Raw genomic sequence first — 25907 nt, 5'->3', positions numbered from 1 at the left:
AGGGTTCGATTCGATAGGCCGGATCGGCATCGGAGGGACGAAAACCAGGAAATTGCCGGGGATTTATGGTTAACAAATACCTGCAAGGGCATCTGCACCCGCTCTCATGTTCCATAATATATCTTATGCGAACGGCTTTGATGGGCTGCGAAAGGCGTGAACGGGCAAAGGATCCACGGCCCGAAACGGCGCGCAGGCACTCTGTCGGATGCATGAGGCTGCATCGGCTTTGCGCCTTACGCGAAGGCGCCCTGCCCCGGCCGACCGTGACGGCTCGCGGACGCTTCGTCAGGCGTCCGTTGGACCGGTGACGAAGACGAGGCGCACCACCGTGCCGCCCTCGTTGGCGTAGGTGAGCGTGCCGTCGAGCTGGCCCGCGAGCCCCTGAACGATCCGGAAGCCGAGACTGCGGCTCGTGTCCGGATCGAAGGTCGCGGGGATGCCTGGCCCGTTATCGGCGATGCTGAGCGACGCCTGCCCCGCTCCGAGGGTTTCGAACCGGATGGTGATGGTGCCGCGCTCGGTCCCATGGAAGGCGTGCTTGAGGGCGTTCGTCACCACCTCGACCACGAGGAGCGACAGGGTGGTCAGGCGGGCGAGATCGAGGCGCACCGGCGGCGCATCGACAAGACAGACGATGTTGCGCGCGCCCGTCGCGTCGAGCAGGTCGGAGCAGAGCTCCTGCAGGTACTGGCCCACGGGCTGGTCGGCCCGCGCCGGGTCGTAGAGGCGGCGATGGATGCGCGCGATCGTCTGCAGCCGGGCCTGCGCCTCGTCGAAGACGTCGGCCGCCTCCTGCGGATTGTCGATGACCTTGCGCTTCTGAAGGGCGAGGAGGGCCGCCACGAACTGCATGTTGTTGGCGACGCGGTGCTGCAGCTCCTGAAACATGGTGCGCTGCTGCTCGTAGAGTTGGGCGCTCACCGCCCGCTCCGCATTCAGCCGTTCCCCCGCGACGCGCATCAGGTGGATGAGCGTGATGTCGACCGTGACGATGAAGGCGTAGAAGCCGAGTGCCAGCGCGGTCTGCGCATCGAACAGAAAGACGTTCGCCTCGCCGATGAAGAAGTACCACGCGGCGAGCCCCGAGAGCACGGCGCAGACGATCCCCGGCCGCAGGCCGAAGAAGAACGTCGTCAGGATCACCGCCGGAAAGAAAGTCAGGAACGGGAAGCCCGGCGGCAGCACGTCGTCGAGCGCGTGGCGCAGGGCGATGGCGATCCCCGTCGCGCCCAGGGCAGCGACGTCGCCGAACCACGGCGGCGCGGGCAGCCGTCCGGCGGCAAGGGCGAGGAAGGACGGCATCTGGAGGGGGAGGGTCCGCAATGTGATTCGAAAGAACATTATCCGGTTTTCAGGCCCGATCTGTGTCCCGCCCACCGCGGTGCAGGTTTTTCCGCCCGTCGTTCGGGCCGGGGCGGATGAGATGAGGCACAACCCTCAAAGCCAGGCTCGATCACGCTGCAATCGCACACGGTTCTAAGTTCTTCGACTTCCGCGCTTTTGCACGCCCGGCAGGCATCCATTTCGGTGCAGGGCGATCTATTTCGGGATGGGCTGCGACCGGAGCAGCGCCCCCCCTCGCCTCCCGCTGTACTTGCCGCTGCCCTTCCCTGCCCCGGTTTAACGGCTCGGGGATCGTGCCGCCCGCCGCCCGGCGATCTCGGCAATGAGGATGCCGCCGAGCACGAGGAGCAGCGCCAGCATTTCGGCCCCGCCGAAGGGTTCGCCCGCCAGCAGCACGGCGAGTCCCGCGCCGAAGACCGGCACGAGGTTCACGAACAGTCCGGCCCGGTTCGGGCCGATCAGCTCGACGCCGCGGATGAAGGACAGCTGTGCCAGCAGCGACGGACCGAGCGCGACGAAGGCGACGATGGCCCAGGCCGTCGCGGTGGTGGGCCAGATCGCGTGGCCGAGCGCCCATTCGGCGGCGAGCGGCGGCAGCGAGGTGAGGAAGGCGGCCAGCGCCAGCGCGGTGAAGAAGGCGAGCCCCGACACGGCGGGGCGCCCGGCGAGCGCCACGGTGTAGCCGGCATAGACGAGGCTCGCAGCGAGCATCAGGCCGTCGCCGCGGTTGAGGCCGAGATGCGCCAGCACCGCGAGATCGCCGTGGGTGGTCGCCACCGCGACACCCACCAGGGTCACGGCGGCGCCGATCACCTGCCCTGCCCTCACCGGCACGCGGCGCACGGCGCGGTTCAGCGCCATGACGAAGACGGGAACCGCCCCCTGGATCAGGGCGACGTTGACCGCGCTGGTATAGGTGCCGGCGGCGTAGAACAGGCTGGCAAAGATGGTGAAGCCGCACGCGCCCATCAGGAACAGGTAGGGCCAGCGCTGTACCAGCCGGTCCCGGTCCGCCAGAACCTGGCGGCGGGCCACCACGAGCAGCACCGCGAAGGCGAAGGCCCAGCGCAGGGTGGTCAGCACCTGCGGCGAGACCTCCCCGACCGCCCACTTGCCGGCCACCGTGTTGCCTGCCCAGAGGAGGGTGGTCAGCGTCAGGATCGGGTAAGCCGCCGCGGAGGCGCGGGCGCCGGTGGTGCCTTGGGTCACGCTGGCAGGATCGCTCTCAGAACCGAAAGGTCGCCACGGCGGGAAGCCGCTCCTCGACAACAGACCCATCGACGATCCTCCGGATCGTCCGGGTACCGTCGATTTCGATCACGATGTGCTCGCCGGGATTGGCGCGTCGCAGGGTGTCCGCAATATCCTCGATCCTTTCGATGATGGCGCGGCGCCGATTGTGCGGCAGAGCCACGACGGCGAGGCGCTTCCCCTGCAAGCTCTGTTGATCCGCGATGTTCTTGTCGTTGGTGACGAGCACATCGTACCCCTCGGCCTCGCACGCGCGGATGAGGACGCCGTTGCTCAGCGATATCCACTTACGCGGGAACCGGGAAGCATCGATCCCTTGTTCGATCAGGGCGCTCGCCAGGTGCCGGGGCACGCCCTCGTCGATCACCACCTTCATACGACGTCATGCCGCCCGTGGCGCGGCGAGCGAACGGGCGGTGAGTTCGAGCACTGCCACGACATCACCTCTGTCGAGGCTCTCGTACTCGTCCAGGATCTCATCGAGCGAGAGGCCGTCGGCAAGGTTCTCGAACAGCACCTCCACAGGCACGCGCGTTCCCCGAAAGACGCGCCGACCTCCCATGACAGCGGGATCGGAGGTCACCAGTTCGTCGAGACGGAGTCGCGTCGCGGTCTCTCGCATCGCTCGATGCCTTGTTCGTCATCGTTCCCGTTGGAAGAGATAGCCGCGAACCGGGGACGGCACCAGGGATCGCCCCTCCCCGCCGCCGGGTTCAGCCTTTCGTCGGCTTGACGTTCCCCCGCGCCTGCCCGACTCCTCCCGCCACACCGGACGGAGCCGAACCCCTGCCCGCTTTCAAACCCTCGCGCCGCCACGCCGATCTCGGGCCCGACTTCTACGACGTCGTGGCCCCGGCCGACTTCCCCTCGGCGATCCTGCGCTACCGCAACCAGGCGTGGGCGCGGCGCGTCGGGCTCGACGATCTGTCGGACGAGGCTTGGATCGCGCATTTCGCGCGCTTCACGCCCCTGCCCGGCTCGTTCGAGCGGCCGCTGGCGCTGCGCTACCACGGCCATCAGTTCCGCTCCTACAACGCGGATCTCGGCGACGGGCGCGGCTTCCTGTTCGCGCAAGTCCACGACCGGCGCGACGGGCGCCTGCTCGATTTCGGCACCAAGGGCAGCGGCACGACACCCTGGTCGCGCGGCGCGGACGGGCGGCTCACCCTGAAGGGCGGCGTACGCGAGGTGCTGGCCACCGCCATGCTGGAGGCGCTCGGCGTCGAGACCTCGAAGTCATTCAGCCTGATCGAGACCGGCGAGGCGCTGGAACGGGGGGACGAGCCCTCCCCCACCCGCTCGGCGGTGCTGGTGCGGCTGTCGCACGCGCACCTGCGCATCGGCACCTTCCAGCGCTTCCAGTTCCTCGAACAGCCCGAGGCGATCGCCCGCCTCGTCGATTACGTGGTCGAAACCTACTATCCCGGCATCCAAGAGGCGGACGGGACTGAGCGCGCGGCCCTGTTCTTCGAGGCGATGCTGGCGCGAGTGGCGCGGATGGGCGCGCAGTGGATGGCCGCGGGCTTCGTCCACGGCGTGCTCAACACCGACAATATCAACGTCACCGGCGAGAGCTTCGATTACGGCCCCTGGCGCTTCGCTCCCACCCATGATCCGGCCTTCACCGCCGCCTATTTCGACGAGTGGGGCCTCTACAGCTTCGGCCGCCAGCCCGAGGCCCTGTTCTGGAACCTGAGCCGGCTGGCCGATTGCCTGCTCGGCCTCGTGCCGAAGGAGCGGCTGGAGGCGGGGCTGAAAGGCTTCGGCCCGGCGCTTCAGGACGCGTTCGCCGAAGCGATCCTGTTCCGGCTCGGGGTTACGCCCGCGCAGGGGGAGGGCGAGGGCGCGGTCCACCGGCTGGTCGGCGCATTCTGGGCCTTCCTCGAGACCAGCCGCGCGCCGTTCGAGCAGGTCTTCTTCGACTGGCGCGGCGGGCTGGCGAGTGAGCCCCGCGCGGCCCGGAGCCCGGCGGGCGAGCACTACGCCAGCGACGCCTTCCGCCCGGTCCACACCGCGCTCCAGGCGATGCGCCCTGCCGCCAAGGCCAACCTCGACCACCCTTACTTTGCCCGCGAAAAGCCCTGCACGATGCTGATCGACGAGGTCGAGGCGCTCTGGGCGCCGATCGCCGAGGCCGACGACTGGTCGGCGCTCCACGCCAAGCTCGCCGAGATCGAGACCATGGCCGGGGCCTACGGCACGCAAGCGCTCCCCCCGGGGGCCTGAGGCGGAGATGGCTCAGCGTTTCGTTCTGCAGGGGCGGACCGCCCTCGTTACGGGGGCCGCGAGCGGCATCGGCGCGGCGCTGAGCCTCGCGCTGGCGGGGCGCGGTTGCGCCCTGGCGCTGGCCGACCGCGACGCGCCGGGCCTCGCCGAGACGGCGCGGGCCGCCCGCGCTGCCGGCGTCACGGTCAGCGAACACGTGCTCGACCTCGCCGACCGGGAGGCGCTTCTCGCATTGCCGGAGGCGGTCCGTACCCGTCACGGCGGGCTGCACCTCCTCGTCAACAATGCCGGCGTGGCGCTCGGCGGCCGGTTCGAGGACACGGACCCGGCCGATATCGACTGGCTCATGGACGTGAACCTGCACGCGGTGATGCGGCTGACCCATGCCTGCCTGCCGTTGTTGCGGGCTCAAGCACAGGCCCAGATCGTCAACCTGTCGAGCGTGTTCGGCATCATCGCGCCCGCGGGGCAGGCAGCCTACGCGGCGAGCAAGTTCGCGGTGCGCGGCTTCACCGAGGCCCTGCGCCATGAAGTCGAGGGCACCGGGCTCGGCGTCACGCTGGTGCATCCGGGCGGGGTCGCCACCGCGATTGCCCGCAACGCCCGCCGACCTCGCACCATGGATCCGCACGAAGCCGCCCAAGCCCATCTCGCCTTCGAGCGCCTCCTGACGATGAGCCCGGCGAAAGCCGCCGCGGCGATCCTGCGCGGAATCGAAACGCGGGCGCCCCGCGTGGTGATCGGCGCCGACGCCCGCCGTGCCCTGCTGATCCAGCGCCTGATGCCGGTGCGCTACTGGTCGCTGATCCGCCGCGCCGTTCGAGACACTTAACCATGGCCAGCCTGCGCGCCCATCTCTACGATCTCACCATCCGCCTCGCGGTGAAGGGGCGGCTCGGCGGCACCCACGATGTCTACGCGATCCGCCGCGCCTTCGAGGGCGCCCGGTTCCCAACGCCGGCCGGCGTCGCCTTCACCCCTGGCGAGGTCGGCGGCGTGCCCGGCGAGTGGGCGGAGGCCGCAGGGGCGAAGACGGAAGGGACCCGCGCGGATGGCGAGCGCCCCACCCTGCTCTATTGCCACGGCGGCGGCTTCATTGCCTGCTCGGCGCAATTGTACCGCCCAGTCACCGGCCGCTTCGCTCGAGCCGGGTTCCGGGTGTTCACGCCGGATTACCGGTTGGCGCCGGAGCACCCCTTCCCCGCGGCGGTCGAGGATTGCACGGGCGTCTGGGCCACGCTCGCGGAAGCGGGCCCGGCGGTCGTCGCTGGGGATTCCGCGGGCGGCAGCCTGGCGCTCACCACGATCATCGAGGCGCGCCGCCTCGGCCTGACCCCGCCCGTGGCGGCGGCCCTGTTCTCGCCGGCCACCGACCTGATCGGCCGCAGCGCCTCGTTCCGCACGAATGGGCGGCGCGACGCGATGTTCCGCCCCGAGGCGCTGATGCGGCTGGTTCCGGCCTACCTCGCCGGGGCCGACCCTGCCAACCCGCGCGCCTCGCCGATCGAGGCGGATTTTTCCGGGTTTCCGCCGCTCCTGATCCATGTCGGCCTCCGCGAGATCCTGCGCGACGATTCCCTGCGCCTCGCCGAGAAGGCGAAGGCCACGGGTGTGCCGGTCGAACTCACGGTGTTTCCCGTGGTGGCGCATGCTTGGCAGCTCGCCGAGAGCTTTCTGCCCGAGGCACGCCGCTCCCTCGACGAGGCCGCGACCTTCCTGCACCGCGCCCTGAAAGCGCCCCCCCATCCTGAGGCGGAGGTCGCCGCGTGAGCGAAGCGCCCCTCGATCTCGTCATCGTCGGCGCCGGCTTTTCCGGTCTCGCCATGGCGATCCGCGCGCGGCAGGCCGGGTTCGACCGCCTCCTCGTGCTGGAGAAGGCCGCAGGCGTCGGCGGCACGTGGCGGGAGAACACCTATCCGGGGGCCGCCTGCGACGTGCCCTCGCAGCTCTACTCCCTCTCCTTCGCGCCGAAATCCGACTGGTCGCGCCTCTTCGCGCCCCAGCCCGAGATCGAGGCCTATCTCGAAGGGCTCGTGGCCGCGCACGGCCTCGCGCCGTTCCTGCGCCTGGAGACCTGCGTGACGCGCGCCGTCTTCGATGCGGAGGCGGGCCTGTGGCGGGTCGAGACCGACAAGGGCGTCCTCTCCGCCCGCGTGCTCGTCGGTGCCATGGGCGCCCTGCACCACCCTGCCCTGCCCCGCCTTCCCGGCCTGGAGCAGTTCTCGGGAAAGGCCTTCCACTCGGCGGCCTGGGATCATTCCTGCGACCTGACGGCTCAGCGCGTCGGCGTGATCGGCACGGGGGCGAGCGCGGTGCAGTTCGTGCCGGAGATCGTCGGCCGCGTCGCCCATCTCACCCAGTTCCAGCGCTCGGCCCCCTGGATCCTGCCCCGCGGCGACCGCCCGACCGGGCGCGGATTTCGGCGGCTGATGCGGATTGCCCCCTTGCGCCGGCTCCACCGCGCCTCGCTGTTCTGGCGCCGCGAGGTCACGGCGCTCGCGGGCTTCACCCGCGTCTCGCGCGTGACCGCTTTGGCCGAAGCGTGGTCGCGCCGGCACCTCGCGGCTTCGATCGCCGATCCGGCGCTGAGACGACAGCTCACGCCTGACTACCGGCTCGGCTGCAAGCGGGTGCTGCTCTCGGACGACTATTACCCGGCGCTAGCCCGGCCCAACGCGAGCCTCGTCACCGCGCCGATCCGCGAGGTTCTGCCCCACGGCATCGTCACGGCCGACGGCGCCGAGCACCCGCTCGACGTGCTGATCTTCGCCACCGGCTTCGCACCCGGCGGCAGCGTTGTGCGTACGGAGGTGATCGGGCGCGACGGGTTAAGTTTGCTGCAAGCATGGAAGCAGGGAGCGGACGCCTTCCGCGGCGTCTCGGTGGCGGGCTTCCCGAACTTCTTCCTGCTGCTCGGCCCCAATACCGGGCTCGGCCACAACTCGGTGCTGCTGATGGTCGAGGCGCAGGTCGCCCACGTGCTCGGCGCGCTGAAGCGGCTGCGCGACCAGCCTGGCGGCGTGCTGGAGGTGCGCCCCGAGGCTCAGGCGCACTTCCGCGAAGAGGTCGATGCGCGGATGCGGGACAGCATCTGGACGCAGGGCGGCTGCGGGAGCTGGTATCTCGACCGCGCGGGGCGCAACCGCACCCTCTGGCCCGGGACAGTGGGGGATTACGTGCGCGGCACCGAGCGGATGCGGGCGGAGGATTACGACGTCGTCGGTTCCTCAGGGCTCCGCCCTGGACCCGCGAAAGGGCTTGTCCTTTCGAAACCCTGATTATCTCGGCCGGTCCTGCTTGCGCTCGACCTCCAGGCGTATGCCCCGGCCGGCCAGGAGGATTTCGGCGAGGAAGGCCAGGATCGCCAGGATGGTGCAGCCGAGCGCAAGGCCGAAGCAGGCGAACAGCACGGAGGCCGCGGAGGCGTCCCTGAGGGCGCCGACGAACAGGGTCAGCACGGCCGCGCCCGTCATCACGCCGCCGAGGCTCGCCAGCACCACGGCGAGATCGAGCAGAAGCGAGCGCCGGCGCAGGTAGGCGAGGCGGTGGGCCAGCGTCGCCCGCGCCGCCTCGTCCGCACCGGGCAGGCTGGCCGAGAGCGCATCGACCTTGTCGGCGACGCGGCCGAGGCGGGTCGAGAACACGTTGAGCAGGGTCGCCAGCGCCGAGAGCAGGAAGGCGGGGGCGAGCGCTACCTGGATGATGTGGGCGATGCTCTCGGGATCGCCCGTCGCGGTCTGGAACATGCCGTCGGGTTCGTCTCAGGCCCGGCGGGCGCGGCGCCGCTCGCGGAAGATGAGGGCGAGGTTGCGCAGGTAGATGAAGGTGGACAGCCCCTGCCCGATGATGATCACCGGCTCCCGGCGCACGAAGCCGTAGACCAGGGTCATCAGCCCGCCGATGATCGACAGGAACCAGAACGAGAGCGGCATCACGCTCTTTCCCGCCCGCTCGCTGGCGATCCATTGCAGGATGAAGCGGGAGCCGAATACGAGCTGCGCCCCGATGCCGAACACCAGCCAGAAATCGAAGCGGGTGACGAACACGTCGTAGAAATAAGCCGGCAGGTCCTCGGCGAGCTGGATCAGCATGGATTTACCGGCTCTCGCTATGCGGGATTTCCTCGGCCCGGGGGGCGGGGCGCCGCCGCCGGATCAGCCACCACACCCCGGCCAGATCGAGGATGCCGACCCAGAGCCGGTCGAACATCCCGTAATTCGAGTGCCCGGTGAAGCGCGGCCGGTCCACCACGTCGCGGTGAACCACGCCGAACCCCTCGCGGGTGACGAGCGCGGGCATGAAGCGGTGAAGCGCGTCGAAATAGGGCAGCGTAAGGTAGACCTCGCGGCGAAACACCTTGAGCCCGCAGCCGGTATCGCGGGTGGCGTCCTTCAGGATCTTTCCGCGCACGCCGTTGGCGATCCGCGACTGGAACTGCTTCCACGCCCCCTTCCGGCCGATCCGCTGCCCCTGTGCGAGCCCGACCGTCGGGCCGGCCTGCTCGAGGGCGGCATAGAGCACGGGGATGAAGGACGGATCGTTCTGGCCGTCGCCGTCGAGCGTGGCGATAACGGGCGCGCGGGCGCGCAGTACGCCGCTGCGCACCGCCCCGCTCTGGCCGCCGCCGCGGTCGTGGCGCACCACCCTGAGCCACGGATGCTTGGCCTGCAGGCCGCGGAGGGTGGCCAGCGTCGCGTCGGTCGAGCCGTCATCGACGTAGATGACCTCGAACGGCGCCAGGGTCTGGCAGGCATGGCCGATCTCGGCCACCAGAGCCTCGATGTTGCCGGCCTCGTTCTTCACCGGCACCACCACGCTGAGGCGCGGCGGCCGAAAGACAGGATCTACGGACTGGGTCGTCGTGCTCATGGCGTGGAACCCGGCAGCGCGGCGTAGGCGGAGACCCCGACCGGCTTGCCGCCGTTGATGTTGAAGCCGGTGACCCGGCCGACGGGGCTAAGCGGTTGCCCGCCTTCGGCCGCCGTGAATTCGGCGGCGAACCGGTCCTCGACCAGCACGACGCGGCAGCCGCCCTCTCGTAGGAAGGCGATGGCCTCCGCGCCGGAATTCAGCATGGCCAGATCCGTGCCGACGGTGAAGACGAGGCTCGGCTCGCGAAGGCCGAGGCTTGCCACACGCGGCGCCTCGCAGGGCAGGGCGTCGCGGATCGCGGCGAGCCGTGGCGAGACCTTGAGGCTTTGCAGCACCGGCTGGGTCAGGCCGAACACGGCGCCCGACAGCAGCACCGAAGCGGCGACGGCGAGGACCAGAGCGCCCTCCCCTGCCTCTTGCCGTGTCCCTTGCCCCGCCCCTTGCCCCGCCCCTTCGCTCGCCCCGCGCGCAAAGGCGGCCCAGGCGAGGCCAGCGAGGAGGCAAGTGGCGAGCAGCAGCGGCAGGGCGGCCAGGGGCAGCACTTGGTCGAGACGCCACGCGGCGAGGCTGAGGCCCAGCGTCAGCCCGACCGGAATCAGCACGACGAGCCCCGCCACCCAGCGCGCGCCCGGACGTCGCGGATCGAGCCCATCGCGCGACAGCGCCAGCACGGTGAGGATCGCCACCGCCGGCATCAGGGGGAGGACGTAATGCGGCAGCTTGGTCGGCACCGCCTCGAAGATCAGCCACATCGGCACGATCCAGGTGAGCAGCAGCGCCACCGCCTCCTCGCCCCGCCGCGCCCAGGCGAAGGGAAGGCTGAGGGCGGCGAAGGCGGCGCCCGGCCAGAAGGTGGCGAAGAAGGCGAGCGCGTAGGCGCCGGGCGGGCCCCAATGCTTCTCGGCGCCGGTGCCGACCTTGCCGAGCATGTCGCGCCCCACCGCCTCGCCGAAGAAGGCGCCGCCGCTCTTCCAGGCGATCGCCAGGAACCAGGGCGCCACGACCGCGAGCGTGATGAGGAGGCCTAAGCGCGGGCGCAGGTCGAGCAGCCAGCGGGCCGAGCCCTCGCGCAGACACAGCACGAAGGCGGCGAGCCCGGCAAAGAGTGGCACCATCGGCCCCTTCACGAGGATGCCGAGGGCGATCCCGAGCCAGAAGACCAAGGCCGTCCCGAGCGAGGCCGGGCCGCGGCGCCGCTCCAACCGGGCGCGGCCGAGCCAGGCGCGGGCGAGCGCGCCGAACGCGGCGACCGCACAGGCGGTGAGCAGCGCGTCGGTCTTGGCAAGGCGCGCTTCCGCCGAGAGCATGATGCAGGCGGAAAACAGGGCGGCGGCCAGCAGCGCCCGGCGCCGGTCGAGCAGGGCGAGGCCCGCCCAGTAGGTCAGCAGGATCGCCGCCAGCGCGCCGAGGAGCGAGGGAATCCGGTAGAGCCCGATCTGCGTGCGCGCCTGCGGCACACCGAGCGCCTCGCCGGCCGCGACGGCGGCGGCCTGGGCCCAGTAGATCCCGACCGGCTTCTTGTGGCGGGCCTCGGCCTGGAAGCGGATATCGACGAGGTCGCCCGTCTCCAGCATCTGCTTGGAGGCTTGGGCAAAGCGCGGCTCGTCCCGGTCCATCGGTTGGAGCGAGGCAAGGCCCGGCAGGAAGCTGGCGAGACCGATCAGCAGGAGCAGGAGGCAGGCGCGGAGATGGCTCGCGGCCCCGAAGGACAGCACCCGATCGCCAAGGCGCAGCGCGCCGTCGAGCGGCCAGCCACCCTCCGCCCGTGACAGCGCGGCCGGCGCGACGCCAAGGCGCGTCATCGGCGGGACCCGCCCCCGATGGGTGCGGTCCGGCTCTGGCGGGGAGGAACGGGCATCGGCGGCTCGGGCGCGGATGAAAAAGGCCGGCGGACGGCCCGCGCCCCGGCCGGGCGCCGTGTCAATGATCCGCTTACGATTGTCAAATGCGGAGATCCGCAGCGCCACCGGGTGCGGGGCCACCAGCAAAAAGCAACGCGACCATGCACTGGGTGGGTAGCCGGACCGGAAGGGCGACCCTATATTCCTCTCATGGCAAACAACAGCGCAAATCCCTACACCCTCGAAATCGAAGCCTGCGAGCGCCCTGCCGGGCACTTCACCTGGGCCATCCGCCGGAACGGCAAACTCTTCCAGCGCGCGGATCGCGTGCAGACCACGGAAGAGGCCGCAGAGCGCAGCGGGCTCGCCGCCCTGGAAAAGCTCCTCAGCGGCCGGGAGCGTTGATCGGCCTTTTCGGCCGACTTACGCCTCAAATCCCTCAGACCTGACAAGGCTCCCGGGCTCGCGCCCGCGGGGCCTTTTCTATGCCGTTGATCGCCCGCGGGGCTCGGATAATCTCCCCCTGAAACGGGAGGCGAGACCATGACGCGCACGACGATCTACGACCGCGATCTCGACCCGAATCCCGCGAACTTCCAGCCGCTCACGCCGCTGACCTATCTCGATCGCGCCGCCCGCACCTTCCCGGACCAGGTCGCAGTGATCCACGGGGCCCTGCGCCGCTCCTACGCCGACCTCTACGCCCGCTGCCGCCGCCTCGCCGCGGCTTTGGCCGCCCGCGGCATCGGCCGCGGCGACACGGTGGCGGTGCTGCTCGCCAACACGCCCGCGATGATCGAGTGCCACTACGGCGTGCCGATGACGGGGGCGGTGCTCAACACCCTCAACACCCGCCTCGACGCGGGGGCTCTGGCCTTCTGCCTCGACCACGGCGAAGCCAAGGTCTTCATCGTCGATCGCGAGTTCGCGCGGATCGGGCGCGAGGCATTCGACAAAGCCGGGGTCTCGCCCCTCGTCATCGATTACGACGACCCTGAATTCACCGGAGACAGCGCGCCCGTCGGCGAGACCGACTACGAAGATTTCCTCGCCGCCGGCGATCCCGATTTCGACTGGGCGATGCCGGGCGACGAGTGGGACGCGATCTCGCTGAACTACACCTCCGGCACCACCGGCGATCCGAAAGGCGTGGTCTATCACCACCGCGGCGCGGCCCTGCTGTCGCTCGGCAACGTCATCACCGCCGGGCTGCCGCAGCACGCGATCTATCTCTGGACCCTGCCGATGTTTCACTGCAACGGCTGGTGCTTCCCCTGGACGCTCTCGATCGTCGCCGGCACCCATGTCTGCCTGCGGCAGGTGCGGGCGCCCGCGATGTACGCCGCTCTGGCCGAGCACGGCGTCACCCACCTGTCGGGCGCGCCGATCGTGATGTCGACGCTGCTGAACGCCCCCGAGGCGCAGAAGCGCCCCCTCCCCCGCCGAGTCCACTTCCTCACCGCCGCCGCGCCGCCGCCCGAGGCGGTGCTCGCCGCCATGGGCGAGGCCGGCTTCGACGTCACCCATCTCTACGGTCTGACCGAGACCTACGGCCCGGCGGTCGTGAATGCGTGGCACGAGGATTGGGATGCGCTGTCCCGCGACGAGCAGGCCAGGAAGAAGGCCCGCCAGGGCGTGCGCTACCCCGTTCTGGAAGGGCTCGACGTGCGCGACCCCGAGACGATGGAATCCCTGCCCGCCGACGGCACGAGCCTCGGCGAGGTGATGTTCCGCGGCAACGTGGTGATGCGCGGCTACCTGAAGAACCCGGCCTCGACCGAGGCCGCCTTCAAGGGCGGCTGGTTCCGCTCCGGCGATCTCGGGGTGAAGCATCCCGACGGCTACATCCAACTGAAAGACCGTTCGAAGGACATCATCATCTCGGGCGGCGAGAACATCTCCTCGATCGAGGTGGAGGACGCGCTGTTCAAGCACCCGGCGGTCGCGGCCGCCGCCGTCGTCGCCAAGCCCGACGCGAAATGGGGCGAGACGCCCTGCGCCTTCATCGAGCTTAAGGAGGGGCGGGAGGCGACCTCGGAGGAACTGGTCGCATGGTGCCGCGAGCGGCTCGCCCCCTACAAGCTGCCGCGCCACGTGGTGTTCGGCGAGCTGCCGAAAACCTCGACGGGCAAGGTGCAGAAGTTCGTGTTGCGGGAGAAGGCGCGGGAGGAGTGAAGTCCCAATACGCCATCCTGAAAGGATCGGCCGGACGAGGTATGGGCCGAGCGCTTCACTCCACGCCCAATTGCTGCGCGGCGCTCATGATCGCGGTCATGCGGTAGGGCTTCATCACCAGCACGCTCTCGCTCACCTGCCGGGGCTGCTCGGCGCTGTAGCCGGTCACGTAGATCACCGGCAGGGCCGGGTGCAGCACGCGCGCGCGCTCGGCGAGGTCCCAGCCGTCGAGCTGGCCCGGCAGGCGGATATCGGTGAACAGGAGATCGACGCGCCCGGCCCCCTGGAGCAGGCCGTAGGCCTCCTCCGCGGTGCCGGCGCTGAGCACGGCGAAGCCGGCATCCTCGAACTCCATGGTCACCGCGCTGAGCAGCATCTCTTCGTCCTCGACGACGAGCACCGTCCGCTTGTCGGCCATACGTCCCCCTCCCACGTCTTCTTTTTATTCGACAGGCCCGCATCCGGAAGGCGCAAAAGCCGCAACGCCTTTCGAGTGCGGACCCACCCGCATCATCTTTTTCCGAAAGCCGGCGGCCACCTTTCGGGATGACGCTCTTCACTTTCGTTCTTGCATCATCTTTTTCCGAAAGCCGGCGACCACCTTTCGGGATGATGCTTTAGCCCGCGACCGCCACCGGCGGCAGCAGCGGCGCAAAGCCCGGTTCGGCAACCGGAGCCGGCCGCGCCGCCGGACGGCTCATGGCGGGCGCCTGCGCCGGGAACGACAGGCGCACCGTCGTGCCGGGCCTGCCGTCGCGCACGAAAGCGGCGCTGCCGCCCGATTGCTGCGCGAAGCCGAACACTTGGCTCAGCCCCAGACCGGTCCCCTGCCCCAACGGCTTCGTGGTGAAGAACGGCTCGAAGGCCCGCGCCTCGACCTCCGGCGCCATGCCGGCTCCGGTGTCGGACACTTCGACGGCGAACCCGTCGCCTTCGGGCAGCGGCCGGGTGGCGAGGGTGAGCGTGCCGCCCTCCGGCATCGCATCGCGGGCGTTGACCGCGAGGTTGAGGATCGCGCTCTCGAACTGGTTCGGATCGATCCTCACCCGCGGCAGGTTCGGGGCAAGATCGGTCTCCAGCCGGATGCGCGGGCCGATCGTGCCGCGCAGGAACTCGGCAAAGGAGGCGATCTGCGCGTTCACGTCGGTGCTGACCGGGGAGAGCGGTTGGCGGCGGGCGAAGGCCAGCAGCTTGTGCGTCATCGTCGCCGCCCGCTCAGCGCCCTTCACCGCATCGCGCAGGCGCGTGCGCAGGGGGCTCGCCTCGGGCAGGCCGCGCTCGACCCGGTCGAGGTTGAGCAGCACCACGTTGAGCAGGTTGTTGAAGTCGTGGGCCACGCCGCCGGTGAGCTGCCCGATCGCCTCCATCTTCTGGCTCTGGCGCAGGGCCTCCTCGGCCCGCGCGCGCTCGGCATTGGCGGCTTCCAGGGCAGCGAGCGCCGCGTCGCGCTCAGCGATACGGGCCTGCAGCGCCTCGTTGGCCTGCCGGAGCTGGGTCGGAGACGGCAAGGTCAGCGCCTTTGGGATCAGGACCCAGAGTGCCACCGCCGTGCCGATAGAGGCCATGCCGGTGATGAGCTTGACCGCGGCTTCCAGTCCGTAATCCGGCACCCAGAGCGTCCAGATCGCCATGAGATGGGTCGCGCCGCAGGCGGTGATGAACACCGCGAAGGACCAGAACATCCAGCCGAACACCACGTCGCGGCGGCGGGACACGAAATAGGCCAGACCGACGGGGATCGAGAAATAGGCGAAGGCGATCAAGCTGTCGGAGACGACATGCGTCCAGATCAGCTCCGGACGCCACAGCAGACAGATGCCGTGGGGCGAAAGGTTTTCGACCTCCCACAGCCGCCGCAGAAGTTCGAGCATCAACCCCGGTCCCCCGCTCCGCCGCGCACGATCCCGAAGGCTGCGCAGGCCCATGCGACAGCATCGTCCCGAAAGATGGCCCCAGGCTTTCGCGACGATGCTCGAACAAAAATCCGCGGCATCGTTCCGGGTTCGATTTCCAGGACGAGGCCCGAGACATGAACGATCGGGCGCGCCGGCGAATGCGGCCTGCCCTCACCCCAAATCTCTACGCGAGACACCGGCGCCGACCAAACATTAAGTCTTACTTAACCCTATTCGCTCATCACCGGGGGTGGCTTTCGAGGGCGGGCGCGAGTGTCGGCGCAACGGGCAATCACGCAGGTTGAGGCTTCGCAACGGGCCGTGCAGGGAGCCTTGAAAGGCGCCTCGCAGGGAACCCCCGACGCGGCCTTGCATGAGACGCCGGCCGACGCGCCCCTGCGGCGCATCAGCCTCGGCAGCCTGCTGTCCGCCACGGCGCGGCGCTATCCCGACCGGATTGCGGTGGTCGACCCCGCCGACAAGCCGGATTGGAGCGATCGGCCCGCCATCACCTGGACCTACGCCGCGGCCGCCGAGATCGTGGAGCGCCTCGCCCGCGGCCTGCGGAGCTGGCGCCTGCCGCCGGGAAGCCGCATCGGCCTGTGCCTGCCGGGCTCGGCCGAGAGCGCGCTGGCGATCCTCGCCGTCGAGGCCGCCGGCCACGTCGCCTGCCTGCTCCCGGTCTCTTGGGATGAAGATCGCCTGCTTGCCGCGGCGCAGAACGTCGCGCTGAGCGCGGTGCTGACCCAGGCGCGCCTTGGCTCCGCCGCGCCCGCCGAGCGCCTTTGCGCCGTCGCCGCGCGCTATTTCGGCCTGCGCTACCTCGCCGCCTTCGGCCCCGACGTGCCAGATGGGGTGATCAATCTCGACCGGTTCGTCCTCGACGGCCCTGCCGGAGAGCCGGCCGGACCGGCCCCCGCCGCAGCCGGCATCGTCAGCTTCATCGGCGGCGACCCTGAGCAACCAGTCTACCGCAGCGGCGAATCGGTGGTGGCGGCGGCGGCGGCCCATCTCGTGGCGATGCGGGTCGCGCCCGCCGAGCGCATCCTCAGCCTGATCGGCCCGCACGACCTGCGCGGCCTTGCCACCGGGCTCGCGGCCGCCCTGGTCGCGGGGGCCACGCTGGAGACGCTGCCACTGTTCGACGGGGCCGCCTTCGCGACGGCCCTGCGCCGCTCGGGTCCGACGCATCTCGTCGCCCCCGCCTTCCTCGAAAAGAACCTCGCCGGCCGCGACCTGCCGACGGATCTGCGCTCCGTCGCCCTGGTGCACCGGGCGCCGGTCCGCTTCCCCAGCCGCAGCCGCGCCGTGGACCGGCCGCAGGGCCTGCGCCTCGATACGGTGATCGACACCGTCGCCTTCGACGAGACGGCAATCCTCTCCGGCCGGCGCGGGACGACGGGCGACCTCTCGCTGGTGCTCGGCAAGCCGGAGCGGCTCGCCCTTCCCGCCGCCCTGCTGTCCATGAGGCGCGGCGCGGACGATCGCCTCGCCTTCCGCGGCCAAGCCTGCACGGTGACGCCGTTGCAGCGCGGAAATCGGCAGGCGATCCCGAGCGGGATGTGGCAGGAGACGCCTTACGCGCCGGTGCTGTTCGCGGGCTTCGCCACCGCGATCGAGGTCGTGGAGCCGTCCGATTCCGCCGGCTCCCCAAAAATTTTTGCGCCTGCGTAATCGGGCCTGCCAACGGTGCGTTCCGCGGTGCCGTCCCCTCAAGCAGACAGATAAAAAAATCGATTGGAGGAAATGACTTAGGCGAGAACCGGGGCAGCCAGGGATTCACGTCCCCGACTTGTGCGGCGCAGTTCATCCAGCCTTCAGCAAGGCGATTCCATGTTCACCCAGCTCCATGGCCGGCGAACCAATCGAGGCCATGCGGGTTATCCGGGGTGCCCCTTCACACAGGGCGCGACATGGGGTAACGCTTAAGCCTATGGGTGCGCTGCAACAAGTGCTTGTCGTCGATGATGGCCGCCGCGCCGTCGATCGCTCTCTTGCCGCCGACCTCGCCGGGCTCGGTTATGCAAGCGTCACCGCTTCCATCGAAGCGGCGGACGATGTCCTCGCCGTGATCGCCCGTCCTGCGGCGATCCTCCTTCAGCTCTCGTCGAGCACGAATCCGCATCTCGCCGCGCTCGCCGATCGGCTGCGCGCCCGGATGCGGGCCGGCGGCATTCCGGTCATCGAGATGGACGACGCGGGACCCCGCCCCGGCGCACCCGTTGATCTCAAGAGCCGGATCGGTCCCTACGTGCTCGCTGAGCCCGAGCTTTAGGTCTTTCCCGTAACGGGACAATGACGGCGGGCCGCGGGCCCGCCTTTTTCATGCGCGAGCGGGCGATTACGCCGCTGCGATGATCTCGCTCTCGCGGACGGCGCGTTCGGCCGAGCCGGAGCGGATCCGGTAAGAGGGCTCACCGGTCGGATCGTCGGGCATCAGGCGGACGACTTCGCTGATCGTGCCGAAGCCCAGCCGCTCGTCGGTGGGGGACGATTGAGCGCGGCGAACCCGCTGACCGATCTTGAACTTATGAAACATCGATGTCTCCTCGAACGCATTCCGTCGAAGCGGGAAGCCGCTTCGGCGGAGGAGAGCCCCTTCAAGACAACGGGTCAGAGCTGGTCTCGATCGCACGTCCGACCGAAAGCGGCCCCAGCTCCGTGCCGGGGCAAGCCCACGAGCCGGGGATCCGACTCACGGGAAAGCGATAGCGCGCTCAGCGGCGCAGCTTGATCTTGGCTTTGCGGGCGGCGTAGCGGGCGTCCCGCTCTTCCTTCTGCTTGGCCTGGGCCTCGCGGGCACGCTCGGCGGCGGCCTCGATCTCGGCAGCCTTGCGCGCCACTTCGGCCTCGCGCTCGGCGGCGGCGATGGCAGCCAGCCGCTCGGCATCGAGGCGGCGCTGCGTCTCGCGCTCCTTGACCCGCTCGTCGCGCGCAACGGCGATCGCACGGCGCTCGGCCTGGCGGGCCTGCACAGCCGGATCATCATTGGAGGGGCGGGCGCGGAAGCGGGCGAGCATGGCCTCCCGGGAGGAAGCCGAATCCTGGCGACGGTCGTCGAAGGAGTTTTGTTTGGTGAAGCTCACAGAGTGTCCTTGATCGTACCGGGTCCGGGATGAACCACAGCCTTAAAAGCGCAAAGCCGCTCCAGTCCGGAGCGGCTTCGACATATCGGGTTCAGGCGCGAATTACGCGACTTGGAGCTGACCCGCCGACTGCTTGCCGGAGCGACGGTCGGTTTCCATCTCGTAGGAAACCTTCTGGCCTTCGGTAAGGCCACGCAGGCCGGCGCGCTCGACGGCGGAGATGTGGACGAAAACGTCCTTCGAGCCGTCCTCAGGCTGGATGAAGCCGAAGCCCTTCTGCTCGTTGAACCACTTGACGGTGCCGATGCTCATAGAATGTCCTTGTCTCCGCAGGATTCAGGTAGAGAGCCTTGCGCCATGCAGCGCCAGGCTATGTCGTTCGACCGATAACGAAGGAAAATGAGAACCGCCCTGCGGAGGCGTCACGGCCCAGAAAATCCGGCCTCGCATCGATAAGATCTATATGCGACTCGAATGAAGCTTTATCAAGGCTCGTTTTATTTTTCGAGATGCAAGAATTGTTGGCAGGTCATTCGAAATGACCTGCCGCTTCAAGCGATTCATCAACGCGCAGCGTGAGTTGAGAAGGATCTCCCACACCGCGATCTCTCGCTTATGTCGCGCGTGACACGCCCGCTCCGCCCTCCCGCTCCAACGGCGAAGGGCCGGCGGTCTCGCGCAGGCCCGGTCAGGCGGCCTTCTTGGCGCGCTTGGCGATCGTGACGAGCCCGCGCAGGATCTGCGTCGTCTCCTTCAGCCGCCGCGGGATGCCGTCGAGTTCGCGGATGAACACGACGCTCATATCGGGCCGCACCTTGGCGAAGGAGCCCTGCTCCACGACCATGGCGGCGAGCCCCTGCGGGTTGGCGAAGGACTTGTCGCGGAAGTGGACCACCACGCCCTTCGGCCCGGCCTCGACCTTCTCGACATTGGCGTCGCGGCACAGGATCTTGATGGTCACGATCTTCAGGAGCTGTTCCACCTCCGGCGGCAGCGGGCCGAAGCGGTCGATCAGCTCGGCACCGAAGCTCTCCATCTCGGCATCGTTCTCAAGGGTCGAGAGGCGCCGGTAGAGGCCGAGCCGGACGGTCAGGTCCTCGACGTAGTCCTCGGGGATCGTGACCGGAGCGCCGAGCGCGATGGTCGGCGACCACGCCTCCTCCACCGGCTCCTCGATGCCGGCCTTGAGGGCGGTGACCGCATCCTCCAGCATCTGCTGGTAGAGCTCGTAGCCGACTTCCTTGATGTGGCCAGACTGGGCATCGCCCAGGAGGTTGCCGGCGCCGCGGATGTCGAGATCGTGGCTCGCGAGCTGGAAGCCGGCGCCCAGCGTGTCGAGGCTCTGGAGCACCTTCAGGCGCTGTTCGGCCTGGGTCGTGAGCTGGCGGTTGGCCGGCGTCGTGAACAGGGCGTAGGCCCGCGCCTTCGAGCGACCGACACGCCCGCGCAACTGGTAGAGCGCGGCCAGACCGAACATGTCGGCCCGGTGCACGATCAGCGTGTTGGCGGTCGGGATGTCGAGGCCGGATTCGACGATCGTGGTCGAGAGCAGCACGTCGTACTTGCCCTCATAGAACGCCGTCATCACGTCCTCGAGCTGGCCCGCCGCCATCTGGCCGTGGGCGACCGCGACGGTGGTCTCGGGCATCTCGGTGTCGAGGAAGCGTTTGACCTCGGCCAGATCCTCGATGCGCGGGGCGACGTAGAACGACTGGCCGCCGCGATAGCGTTCGCGCAGCAGCGCCTCGCGGACCAGCAGCGGATCGAACGGTGTCACGAAGGTGCGCACCGCCAGCCGGTCCATCGGGGGGGTGGCGATGATCGAGAGTTCGCGCACACCCGTCATGGCGAGCTGCAGCGTGCGCGGAATCGGGGTGGCCGAGAGCGTCAGCACATGCACGTCGGCCTGGAGCGCCTTGAGCCGCTCCTTGTGGGCGACGCCGAAATGCTGCTCCTCGTCGACGATGATGAGGCCGAGATCCTTGAACGCGACGTTCTTGGCGAGCAGGGCATGGGTGCCGACCACGATATCGACCGTCCCGTCGGCGAGCCCGGCCCGGTTCTGGCGCTGCTCGCCCGCCGAGACGAAGCGCGAGAGCTGCGCGACGTTGATCGGCAGGCCCTTAAACCGTTCGGCAAACGTGCGAAAATGCTGGCGGGCGAGTAGCGTGGTGGGCACCACCACCGCCACCTGCTTGCCGGAGATCGCTGCGGCGAAGGCGGCGCGCAGGGCCACCTCGGTCTTGCCGAAGCCGACATCGCCGCAGACGAGGCGATCCATCGGACGCCCCGCATTGAGGTCGTCGAGCACCGCGTCGATGGCGTTGGCCTGATCCTCGGTCTCCTGGAAGGCGAAGCGGGCGGCGAATTCCTCGTAGAGCCCCTCCGGCGCCTTGAGGCTGGGGGCGGACTTCACGAACCGCGCGGCGGCGATCTTGATGAGGTCGCCGGCCATCTCGAGGATGCGGCGCTTCATCTTGGCCTTGCGGGCCTGCCAGGCGCCACCGCCCAGGCGGTCGAGCGCGACCTCCGAATCCTCGGAGCCGTAGCGGGTCAGGAGCTCGATGTTCTCGACCGGCAGCAGCAGCAGGCCGCCGGCATATTGCAGTTCGAGGCAATCGTGCGGCGCGCCCGCCGCGGTGACGGTCTTGAGCGTGACGAAGCGGCCGATGCCGTGGTCGGCATGGACCACGAGATCGCCGGGCTGGAGCGCCTGCACCTCCAGGATGATGTCCTGCGGGCGCTTGGACTTGCGCTTCTGGCGCACCAGCCGGTCGCCCAGGATGTCGCCCTCGGCCACCACCGCGAGCCGATCGAGGGTGAAGCCGGATTCCAGACCCCAGACCGCGACCGCCACATCGGTGCCGCGCTTGAGCGCGTTGACCGCGGCGAAGGTGTTGATCACCGTCGGCTTCTTGAGCCCGTGATCGGTCAGCACGCCGCAGAGCCGGTCGCGCGAGCCCTCGGACCAGGATCCAAGGATCACGTGATGCCCGGATGCCTGGAGATCCCGGATATGCGCGACGGCCGCGTCGAACACGCTGGCCGCGTCGTCGGCCCGCTCGGGCGCGAAGCTTCGCCCGGCTTTGGCGCCGCAATCGATGACCGCGCGCTCGTCGGAATCCGGCACCGCGAAGGGGGTGAGCCGGACCACCGTGCCGGACTCGACCTTGCTCTTCCACTCGTTGGGCGTGAGGTAGAGCGCGCGCGGCGGCAGCGGCTTGTAGGGCGCGACGCCGCTCTGCGGGTTCTTCAGCGCCGCTTCGCGGGCCTGGAAATAGTCCTGGATCAGGGCGAGCCGCTCGGTGGCCGCCTCCTCCACCTGCGGGTCGAACAGCATCGGCACGTCGCCGAGATAGTCGAACAGGGTGTCGAGGCCGTCGTAGAACAGCGGCATCCAGTGCTCGAGGCCGGCATAGCGCCGGCCCTCGCTCACCGTCTCGTAGAGCCGATCATCGCGGGTCGCCGCGCCGAAGCTCGACAGGTAGCCCTGCCGGAAGCGCCGGATCGTCTCGGTGGTGAGCTGCACCTCGCTCATCGGCACGAGGTCGAGGGAGCGTAGGGACCCCACCGTGCGCTGCGTCTCGGGATCGAAGGCGCGGATCGATTCGAGCGTGTCGCCGAAGAAGTCGAGGCGGATCGGGTTCGGCAGGCCGGGGGGCGACAGGTCGAGGATGCCGCCGCGCACGGCGTATTCGCCCGTATCGCGCACCGTTCCCGTGCGCAGGAAGCCGTTCGCTTCCACCCAGGCCACGACCTTGTCCATCGGCACCACGTTGCCGATCGCCGCCGAGAAGGTCTCGACGGCCACGCGCGACCGCGGCGGCACCCGCTGCACCAGAGCGTTGACAGTGGTGCAGAGAATGCGCGGCTTCTCCTCCGACGAGCGCGAACGGGTCAGCCGCGACAGCGCGGTCATGCGCTGGGCGGCGATGGCCCCGTTCGGCGAGACCCGGTCGTAGGGCTGGCAATCCCAGGCCGGAACGCTCATCGCCTCGATCTCGGGGGCGACGAACTTCAGCGCGTTCTGGAAGGCATTGGAGCGGCCGGAATCGCGGGCGACGTGGACCAGCACCGCCGGCCCCTCGAACGAACCGGACAGCGCGCGGGCGAGGTCGGCGGCCACCAGCGCATCGAAGCCGTCGGGGACGCTCGCCAGCGTCGGGCTGTCGCCGCGCTTGATCGCATCGAGCGCCTTGGTGAGCGGCGCCGATTTCGGCAGGGCGAAGCGCGCGGTCTGCGGCTTCGGAACGGGTGGCTTGGGTTGGGGCTTGGCCATCGAGCGTGCTGTATCAGGGGAAACGGATCGGGATGGGGCGTGGATCACCCGCGATCCAAACCATTCCCCTCATCCTGAGGTGCAAAGCGAAGATAAGCCTCGAAGGAGGGCTCCAGGGATCACACGGTCTCCGGAGCCCTCCTTCGAGGCCCGCTGACGCGGGCACCTCAGGATGAGGGGGCAAGTGGAAGATAGGGAGCGCCGATCCTCGTTTCAGCTATGGATCGGCGCGTCGTGCCGATGAAACGCCTTGAGCCGGCGGTAGACGGCGGTGTCGTAGTTCTCCGGGGTCGCGTCCTCGCCCGTAAGCCAGCGGAACAGGTCGCGGTCGGGCACCTCGATCAGCGCCTCGAACTGCGTCAGCTCCTCCTCGGACAGCGCGCCGATCTCGGAATCGGCGAAGCGGCCCATGATCAGGTCCATCTCGCGGATGCCGCGGTGCCACGCCCGGAACAAGGTGCGGCGGCGGCGCGGGTCGAGGTCGGCGCTGGTTCGGGTGGTGCCGGACATGGGCTGTCCCCTGGTAATCCTGACCCCGCATGTAGAGGGGCGTGCAGCTCCGGGCAAACGGCGCGTCCGGCGTAAGGATCCGACGGGACGCACGCGCATGATGTCATATGCCCAGATGCGATGGAGGCAGGAAGCAGGGTATACGGAGCCCGAGCATCGCCCACGTTTCAAAGGCCCAAGCCTCCGGTCACATGACCTCGGATACCAGCCAGACCCTCGGGCACCCTGCTGATGCGTCCCCTCCCCGCTCCGGCGGGGACGACGCCCCCGGCCTTCGCCCCAGCCTCCTCGACCCGCTCTTTGCCCCCGCCCGCGGTCTGCCCGGCGTCGGGCCGAAGATCGCGCCGCTCATCGAAAAGCTGCTTGGCTCCGAGGAGCGGCCGGCCCGCGTCGCCGACCTGCTGTTCCACCTGCCCCAGAGCGGGGTCGCCCGGCCGCTCTGCGGCTCGATTCGCGATGCGCCGACGGGCGAGCCCGTCACGCTGGGCGTCACTGTGGTGGCCCATCGGCCGCCGATGCTCGGCAAGCGGGCCTTCCGGGTGCTGGTCGAGGACGGGACCGGCGACATCAGCCTCGTCTTCTTCGGCATGCCGCGGGGCCGCATCGAGAAGATGCTGCCGCTCGGCAGCCATCGCTACGTCTCAGGGAGGATCGACCTGTGGGACGGCACGCGGCAGATGGTGCATCCCTCGCGCATCCTCGACCAGGAGGGGTTGGCCAGCCTGCCCGCCGTCGAGCCGATCTACGGCGCGACCGAGGGGCTGACCTCACGGGTCATCAGCCGGATCGTCCACGGCGCGCTCGACCGGCTTCCCGTCCTGCCCGAATGGCAGGACGCATCCTATCTCGCCCGCAACCGTTTTCCCCCCTTCGCCGAGGCGCTGCGCATCGAGCACCGGCCCGAGGAAGCGCCCCCGCCCCCGGTCGAGGGGCAGGCGCCGCCCGCGAGCCCCGCGCGCAAGCGCCTCGCCTACGACGAGTTGCTCGCCTCGCAGCTCGCGCTCGCCCTGGTGCGCGCCCGGCAGCGGCGGAAGCCCGGACGGGTCAATGCCGGCGACGGGCATCTGAAAGAGCGCGTCGAGGCCGCCCTGCCCTTCGCGCTGACCGGCGCGCAGGCGCGGGCGGTCGAAGAAATCCGCGCCGACATGGCCGCCGAGCGGCGGATGCTGCGCCTGCTCCAGGGCGATGTCGGCTCCGGCAAGACGGCGGTGGCGTTGCTCGCCATGGCCTCGGCGGTGGAGGCCGGGCGGCAAGCGGCGCTGATGGCGCCGACCGAGATTCTGGCGCGCCAACATTACGAGCGCTTGGTGCCGCTGGCCGGCGCCATGCGCCTGCGGCTGCTGACCGGCCGCGACCGGGCCGCCGAGCGGCGGGCGACGCTGGCGGATCTCGCGGCGGGCGAGATCGACATCGTGGTCGGCACCCACGCCCTGTTCCAGGAGTCGGTCGCGTTCCGCGATCTCGGCCTCGCAGTGGTGGACGAGCAGCACCGCTTCGGCGTGCACCAGCGCCTCGCGCTCGGCGCCAAGGGCGAGGCGGTGGACATCCTCGTGATGACCGCCACTCCGATCCCACGCACGCTGGCACTCACCTTCTTCGGCGACATGGACGTCTCGGTGCTCGACGAGAAGCCGGCCGGGCGCCAGCCGATCAAGACCATTACCGTGCCGGTGGAGCGCATCGACGAGGTGGTGGGCGGCCTGCACCGGGCCCTGGCCGCGGGCGACCGGGTCTACTGGATCTGCCCGCTGGTCGCCGAATCGGAATATGTCGATCTCGCCGCCGCCGCCGAGCGGTTCGAGGATCTGCAGAAGCATTTCGGCGACGCGGTCGGGCTGATCCACGGCAAGATGCCGGGGCCGGAGAAGGACGCGGCGATGGAGGCCTTCGCCGCTGGCCGAACCCGCGTGCTGGTCTCGACCACCGTCGTGGAGGTCGGCGTCGATGTGCCGGAGGCCACCATCATGGTGATCGAGCATGCCGAGCGCTTCGGGCTGGCCCAGCTTCACCAGCTCCGCGGCCGGGTCGGGCGTGGCTCGAAGGCCTCCTCCTGCCTGCTGCTCTATCGCGGGCCCCTCGGCCAGGTCGCCAAGGCGCGCCTGGAGATGATGCGAGGCAGCGAGGATGGTTTTCGCATCGCCGAGGAAGACCTGCGCCTGCGCGGCGAGGGCGAGGTGCTCGGCACCCGCCAATCCGGCGCCGCCGCCTTCCGCCTCGCCCGGCTCGAGACCGACGGCGACCTGCTGGAGGCTGCCCGCGACGACGCCCGGCTGATCGTGGAGCGCGACCCGCGCCTTCAGAGCGAGCGCGGCCGAGCGCTCAGGGTGCTGCTCTACCTGTTCGAACGCGAAGCGGCGATCCGGCTGATCGGGGCGGGCTGACGGAGCGTTCGCGCGGCGGCCGGGCAAAGCCCGGTTCTGCCACC

At 69.6% G+C, this 25907-nt stretch carries 24 protein-coding genes; 9 read left to right on the top strand and 15 right to left on the bottom strand.

Annotation, left to right across the window (positions count from 1 at the left end; translation table 11 throughout):
* Positions 1-288: 288 nt before the first annotated feature.
* The 4 genes from OVA30_RS17215 to OVA30_RS17200 all read right to left on the bottom strand — a co-directional run bounded on the left by OVA30_RS17215 (position 289) and on the right by OVA30_RS17200 (position 3220).
* Positions 289-1305, bottom strand: coding sequence for a sensor histidine kinase (locus OVA30_RS17215; protein ID WP_015824292.1), 1017 nt, complete (start codon positions 1303-1305; stop codon positions 289-291).
* A gap of 318 nt (positions 1306-1623) precedes the next feature.
* A complete protein-coding gene (locus tag OVA30_RS17210; RefSeq protein WP_268176166.1) occupies positions 1624-2556 on the bottom strand; it encodes a DMT family transporter in 933 nt (310 codons plus the stop codon).
* Positions 2557-2572: 16 nt separating this feature from the next.
* A complete protein-coding gene (locus OVA30_RS17205) occupies positions 2573-2974 on the bottom strand; it encodes a hypothetical protein (RefSeq protein ID WP_015824290.1) in 402 nt (133 codons plus the stop codon).
* A 6-nt stretch (positions 2975-2980) separates the two neighbouring features.
* Positions 2981-3220 carry a DUF433 domain-containing protein gene (locus OVA30_RS17200; protein ID WP_147017004.1) on the bottom strand — a complete coding sequence of 80 codons (240 nt, stop codon included), beginning with the start codon at positions 3218-3220 and terminating at the stop codon, positions 2981-2983.
* Between the two features lie 107 nt (positions 3221-3327).
* Between OVA30_RS17200 and OVA30_RS17195 the strand changes: the two genes are divergently transcribed.
* Genes OVA30_RS17195 through OVA30_RS17180 form a run of 4 tightly spaced genes read left to right on the top strand, consistent with a single transcriptional unit; the run spans position 3328 to position 8102 of the window.
* Positions 3328-4824, top strand: a complete 1497-nt coding sequence (locus tag OVA30_RS17195) for a protein adenylyltransferase SelO (RefSeq protein ID WP_268176165.1) — start codon at positions 3328-3330, stop codon at positions 4822-4824.
* Positions 4825-4831: 7 nt separating this feature from the next.
* On the top strand, positions 4832-5656 hold the full coding sequence (locus tag OVA30_RS17190; RefSeq protein WP_268176164.1) for an SDR family NAD(P)-dependent oxidoreductase: 825 nt from the start codon (positions 4832-4834) through the stop codon (positions 5654-5656).
* Positions 5657-5658: 2 nt separating this feature from the next.
* A complete protein-coding gene (locus OVA30_RS17185; RefSeq protein WP_268176163.1) occupies positions 5659-6594 on the top strand; it encodes an alpha/beta hydrolase in 936 nt (311 codons plus the stop codon).
* The gene (locus tag OVA30_RS17180) at positions 6591-8102 is read left to right on the top strand and encodes a flavin-containing monooxygenase (protein ID WP_268176162.1); all 1512 of its coding nucleotides are present in this window, start codon (positions 6591-6593) and stop codon (positions 8100-8102) included. Before OVA30_RS17185 ends, OVA30_RS17180 begins: the two co-directional genes overlap by 4 nt.
* Here the strand turns inward: OVA30_RS17180 and OVA30_RS17175 are convergent, their stop codons facing one another.
* The 4 genes from OVA30_RS17175 to OVA30_RS17160 are packed head-to-tail and all read right to left on the bottom strand — an operon-like array spanning position 8103 to position 11498.
* Complete coding sequence (locus tag OVA30_RS17175) at positions 8103-8570, bottom strand: DUF2721 domain-containing protein (protein WP_268176161.1); 468 nt, start codon at positions 8568-8570, stop codon at positions 8103-8105. It lies immediately after the preceding gene.
* 15 nt (positions 8571-8585) lie between these two features.
* Positions 8586-8915 (bottom strand): lipid-A-disaccharide synthase N-terminal domain-containing protein, encoded by a 330-nt coding sequence (locus tag OVA30_RS17170; protein WP_003599063.1) that lies wholly within the window; start codon positions 8913-8915, stop codon positions 8586-8588.
* A gap of 4 nt (positions 8916-8919) precedes the next feature.
* Positions 8920-9693, bottom strand: coding sequence for a glycosyltransferase family 2 protein (locus OVA30_RS17165; protein WP_056464589.1), 774 nt, complete (start codon positions 9691-9693; stop codon positions 8920-8922).
* Complete coding sequence (locus tag OVA30_RS17160) at positions 9690-11498, bottom strand: ArnT family glycosyltransferase (RefSeq protein ID WP_268176160.1); 1809 nt, start codon at positions 11496-11498, stop codon at positions 9690-9692. The genes OVA30_RS17165 and OVA30_RS17160 overlap by 4 nt, the downstream gene beginning before the upstream one ends.
* Positions 11499-11747: 249 nt before the next feature.
* Here OVA30_RS17160 and OVA30_RS17155 point away from each other — a divergent pair, with 249 nt between their 5' ends.
* Both OVA30_RS17155 and OVA30_RS17150 read left to right on the top strand, forming a co-directional pair.
* Entirely contained in the window at positions 11748-11942 is a 195-nt protein-coding gene (locus OVA30_RS17155; RefSeq protein WP_003599068.1) for a hypothetical protein, read from the top strand.
* Positions 11943-12080: 138 nt separating this feature from the next.
* The gene (locus OVA30_RS17150; RefSeq protein WP_268176159.1) at positions 12081-13712 is read left to right on the top strand and encodes an acyl-CoA synthetase; all 1632 of its coding nucleotides are present in this window, start codon (positions 12081-12083) and stop codon (positions 13710-13712) included.
* A 55-nt stretch (positions 13713-13767) separates the two neighbouring features.
* Here OVA30_RS17150 and OVA30_RS17145 read toward each other — a convergent pair whose 3' ends face one another.
* Positions 13768-14130: a response regulator gene (locus OVA30_RS17145; RefSeq protein WP_012255300.1), complete on the bottom strand. Its 363-nt coding sequence runs from the start codon at positions 14128-14130 to the stop codon at positions 13768-13770.
* Positions 14131-14329: 199 nt separating this feature from the next.
* Positions 14330-15583, bottom strand: coding sequence for an ATP-binding protein (locus tag OVA30_RS17140; protein ID WP_268176158.1), 1254 nt, complete (start codon positions 15581-15583; stop codon positions 14330-14332).
* Between the two features lie 297 nt (positions 15584-15880).
* On the opposite strand from OVA30_RS17140, the gene OVA30_RS17135 reads away from it, so the two are divergent.
* Positions 15881-17281 (top strand): class I adenylate-forming enzyme family protein, encoded by a 1401-nt coding sequence (locus tag OVA30_RS17135; RefSeq protein ID WP_326493619.1) that lies wholly within the window; start codon positions 15881-15883, stop codon positions 17279-17281.
* Between the two features lie 259 nt (positions 17282-17540).
* Complete coding sequence (locus OVA30_RS17130; RefSeq protein WP_003599081.1) at positions 17541-17882, top strand: hypothetical protein; 342 nt, start codon at positions 17541-17543, stop codon at positions 17880-17882.
* Positions 17883-17948: 66 nt separating this feature from the next.
* Here the strand turns inward: OVA30_RS17130 and OVA30_RS17125 are convergent, their stop codons facing one another.
* The 5 genes from OVA30_RS17125 to OVA30_RS17105 all read right to left on the bottom strand — a co-directional run bounded on the left by OVA30_RS17125 (position 17949) and on the right by OVA30_RS17105 (position 23482).
* Positions 17949-18146, bottom strand: a complete 198-nt coding sequence (locus OVA30_RS17125) for a hypothetical protein (protein ID WP_012255296.1) — start codon at positions 18144-18146, stop codon at positions 17949-17951.
* A 178-nt stretch (positions 18147-18324) separates the two neighbouring features.
* Complete coding sequence (locus tag OVA30_RS17120; protein ID WP_003599084.1) at positions 18325-18693, bottom strand: DUF6481 family protein; 369 nt, start codon at positions 18691-18693, stop codon at positions 18325-18327.
* A 102-nt stretch (positions 18694-18795) separates the two neighbouring features.
* Positions 18796-19005, bottom strand: coding sequence for a cold-shock protein (locus OVA30_RS17115; protein ID WP_003599086.1), 210 nt, complete (start codon positions 19003-19005; stop codon positions 18796-18798).
* Between the two features lie 376 nt (positions 19006-19381).
* The gene (gene mfd, locus OVA30_RS17110; RefSeq protein WP_268176156.1) at positions 19382-22972 is read right to left on the bottom strand and encodes a transcription-repair coupling factor; all 3591 of its coding nucleotides are present in this window, start codon (positions 22970-22972) and stop codon (positions 19382-19384) included.
* A gap of 213 nt (positions 22973-23185) precedes the next feature.
* Positions 23186-23482, bottom strand: a complete 297-nt coding sequence (locus OVA30_RS17105) for an FAD assembly factor SdhE (RefSeq protein WP_012255294.1) — start codon at positions 23480-23482, stop codon at positions 23186-23188.
* Between the two features lie 191 nt (positions 23483-23673).
* Between OVA30_RS17105 and recG the strand changes: the two genes are divergently transcribed.
* Complete coding sequence (recG, locus tag OVA30_RS17100; protein WP_268176155.1) at positions 23674-25863, top strand: ATP-dependent DNA helicase RecG; 2190 nt, start codon at positions 23674-23676, stop codon at positions 25861-25863.
* Positions 25864-25907: the final 44 nt, after the last annotated feature.

Origin of the sequence: Methylorubrum sp. SL192 (assembly GCF_026672325.1) — a bacterium.
GTDB lineage: Bacteria > Pseudomonadota > Alphaproteobacteria > Rhizobiales > Beijerinckiaceae > Methylobacterium > Methylobacterium extorquens.
The sequence above is the reverse complement of the archived record's forward strand: the minus strand, read 5'-3'. Positions and strand labels throughout refer to the sequence as shown.

Excerpts from the sequence above, each read along its gene's own strand:
- OVA30_RS17215 (WP_015824292.1), bottom strand. The coding sequence starts at position 1,305 with ATGCCGTCCTTCCTCGCCCTTGCCGCCGGACGGCTGCCCGCGCCGCCG.
- OVA30_RS17205 (WP_015824290.1), bottom strand. The coding sequence starts at position 2,974 with ATGAAGGTGGTGATCGACGAGGGCGTGCCCCGGCACCTGGCGAGCGCC.
- OVA30_RS17200 (WP_147017004.1), bottom strand. The coding sequence starts at position 3,220 with ATGCGAGAGACCGCGACGCGACTCCGTCTCGACGAACTGGTGACCTCC.
- OVA30_RS17190 (WP_268176164.1), top strand. The coding sequence starts at position 4,832 with ATGGCTCAGCGTTTCGTTCTGCAGGGGCGGACCGCCCTCGTTACGGGG.
- OVA30_RS17185 (WP_268176163.1), top strand. The coding sequence starts at position 5,659 with ATGGCCAGCCTGCGCGCCCATCTCTACGATCTCACCATCCGCCTCGCG.
- OVA30_RS17175 (WP_268176161.1), bottom strand. The coding sequence starts at position 8,570 with ATGTTCCAGACCGCGACGGGCGATCCCGAGAGCATCGCCCACATCATC.
- OVA30_RS17170 (WP_003599063.1), bottom strand. The coding sequence starts at position 8,915 with ATGCTGATCCAGCTCGCCGAGGACCTGCCGGCTTATTTCTACGACGTG.
- OVA30_RS17165 (WP_056464589.1), bottom strand. The coding sequence starts at position 9,693 with ATGAGCACGACGACCCAGTCCGTAGATCCTGTCTTTCGGCCGCCGCGC.
- OVA30_RS17160 (WP_268176160.1), bottom strand. The coding sequence starts at position 11,498 with ATGACGCGCCTTGGCGTCGCGCCGGCCGCGCTGTCACGGGCGGAGGGT.
- OVA30_RS17155 (WP_003599068.1), top strand. The coding sequence starts at position 11,748 with ATGGCAAACAACAGCGCAAATCCCTACACCCTCGAAATCGAAGCCTGC.
- OVA30_RS17150 (WP_268176159.1), top strand. The coding sequence starts at position 12,081 with ATGACGCGCACGACGATCTACGACCGCGATCTCGACCCGAATCCCGCG.
- OVA30_RS17145 (WP_012255300.1), bottom strand. The coding sequence starts at position 14,130 with ATGGCCGACAAGCGGACGGTGCTCGTCGTCGAGGACGAAGAGATGCTG.
- OVA30_RS17140 (WP_268176158.1), bottom strand. The coding sequence starts at position 15,583 with ATGCTCGAACTTCTGCGGCGGCTGTGGGAGGTCGAAAACCTTTCGCCC.
- OVA30_RS17130 (WP_003599081.1), top strand. The coding sequence starts at position 17,541 with ATGGGTGCGCTGCAACAAGTGCTTGTCGTCGATGATGGCCGCCGCGCC.
- OVA30_RS17125 (WP_012255296.1), bottom strand. The coding sequence starts at position 18,146 with ATGTTTCATAAGTTCAAGATCGGTCAGCGGGTTCGCCGCGCTCAATCG.
- OVA30_RS17115 (WP_003599086.1), bottom strand. The coding sequence starts at position 19,005 with ATGAGCATCGGCACCGTCAAGTGGTTCAACGAGCAGAAGGGCTTCGGC.
- mfd (WP_268176156.1), bottom strand. The coding sequence starts at position 22,972 with ATGGCCAAGCCCCAACCCAAGCCACCCGTTCCGAAGCCGCAGACCGCG.
- OVA30_RS17105 (WP_012255294.1), bottom strand. The coding sequence starts at position 23,482 with ATGTCCGGCACCACCCGAACCAGCGCCGACCTCGACCCGCGCCGCCGC.
- recG (WP_268176155.1), top strand. The coding sequence starts at position 23,674 with ATGACCTCGGATACCAGCCAGACCCTCGGGCACCCTGCTGATGCGTCC.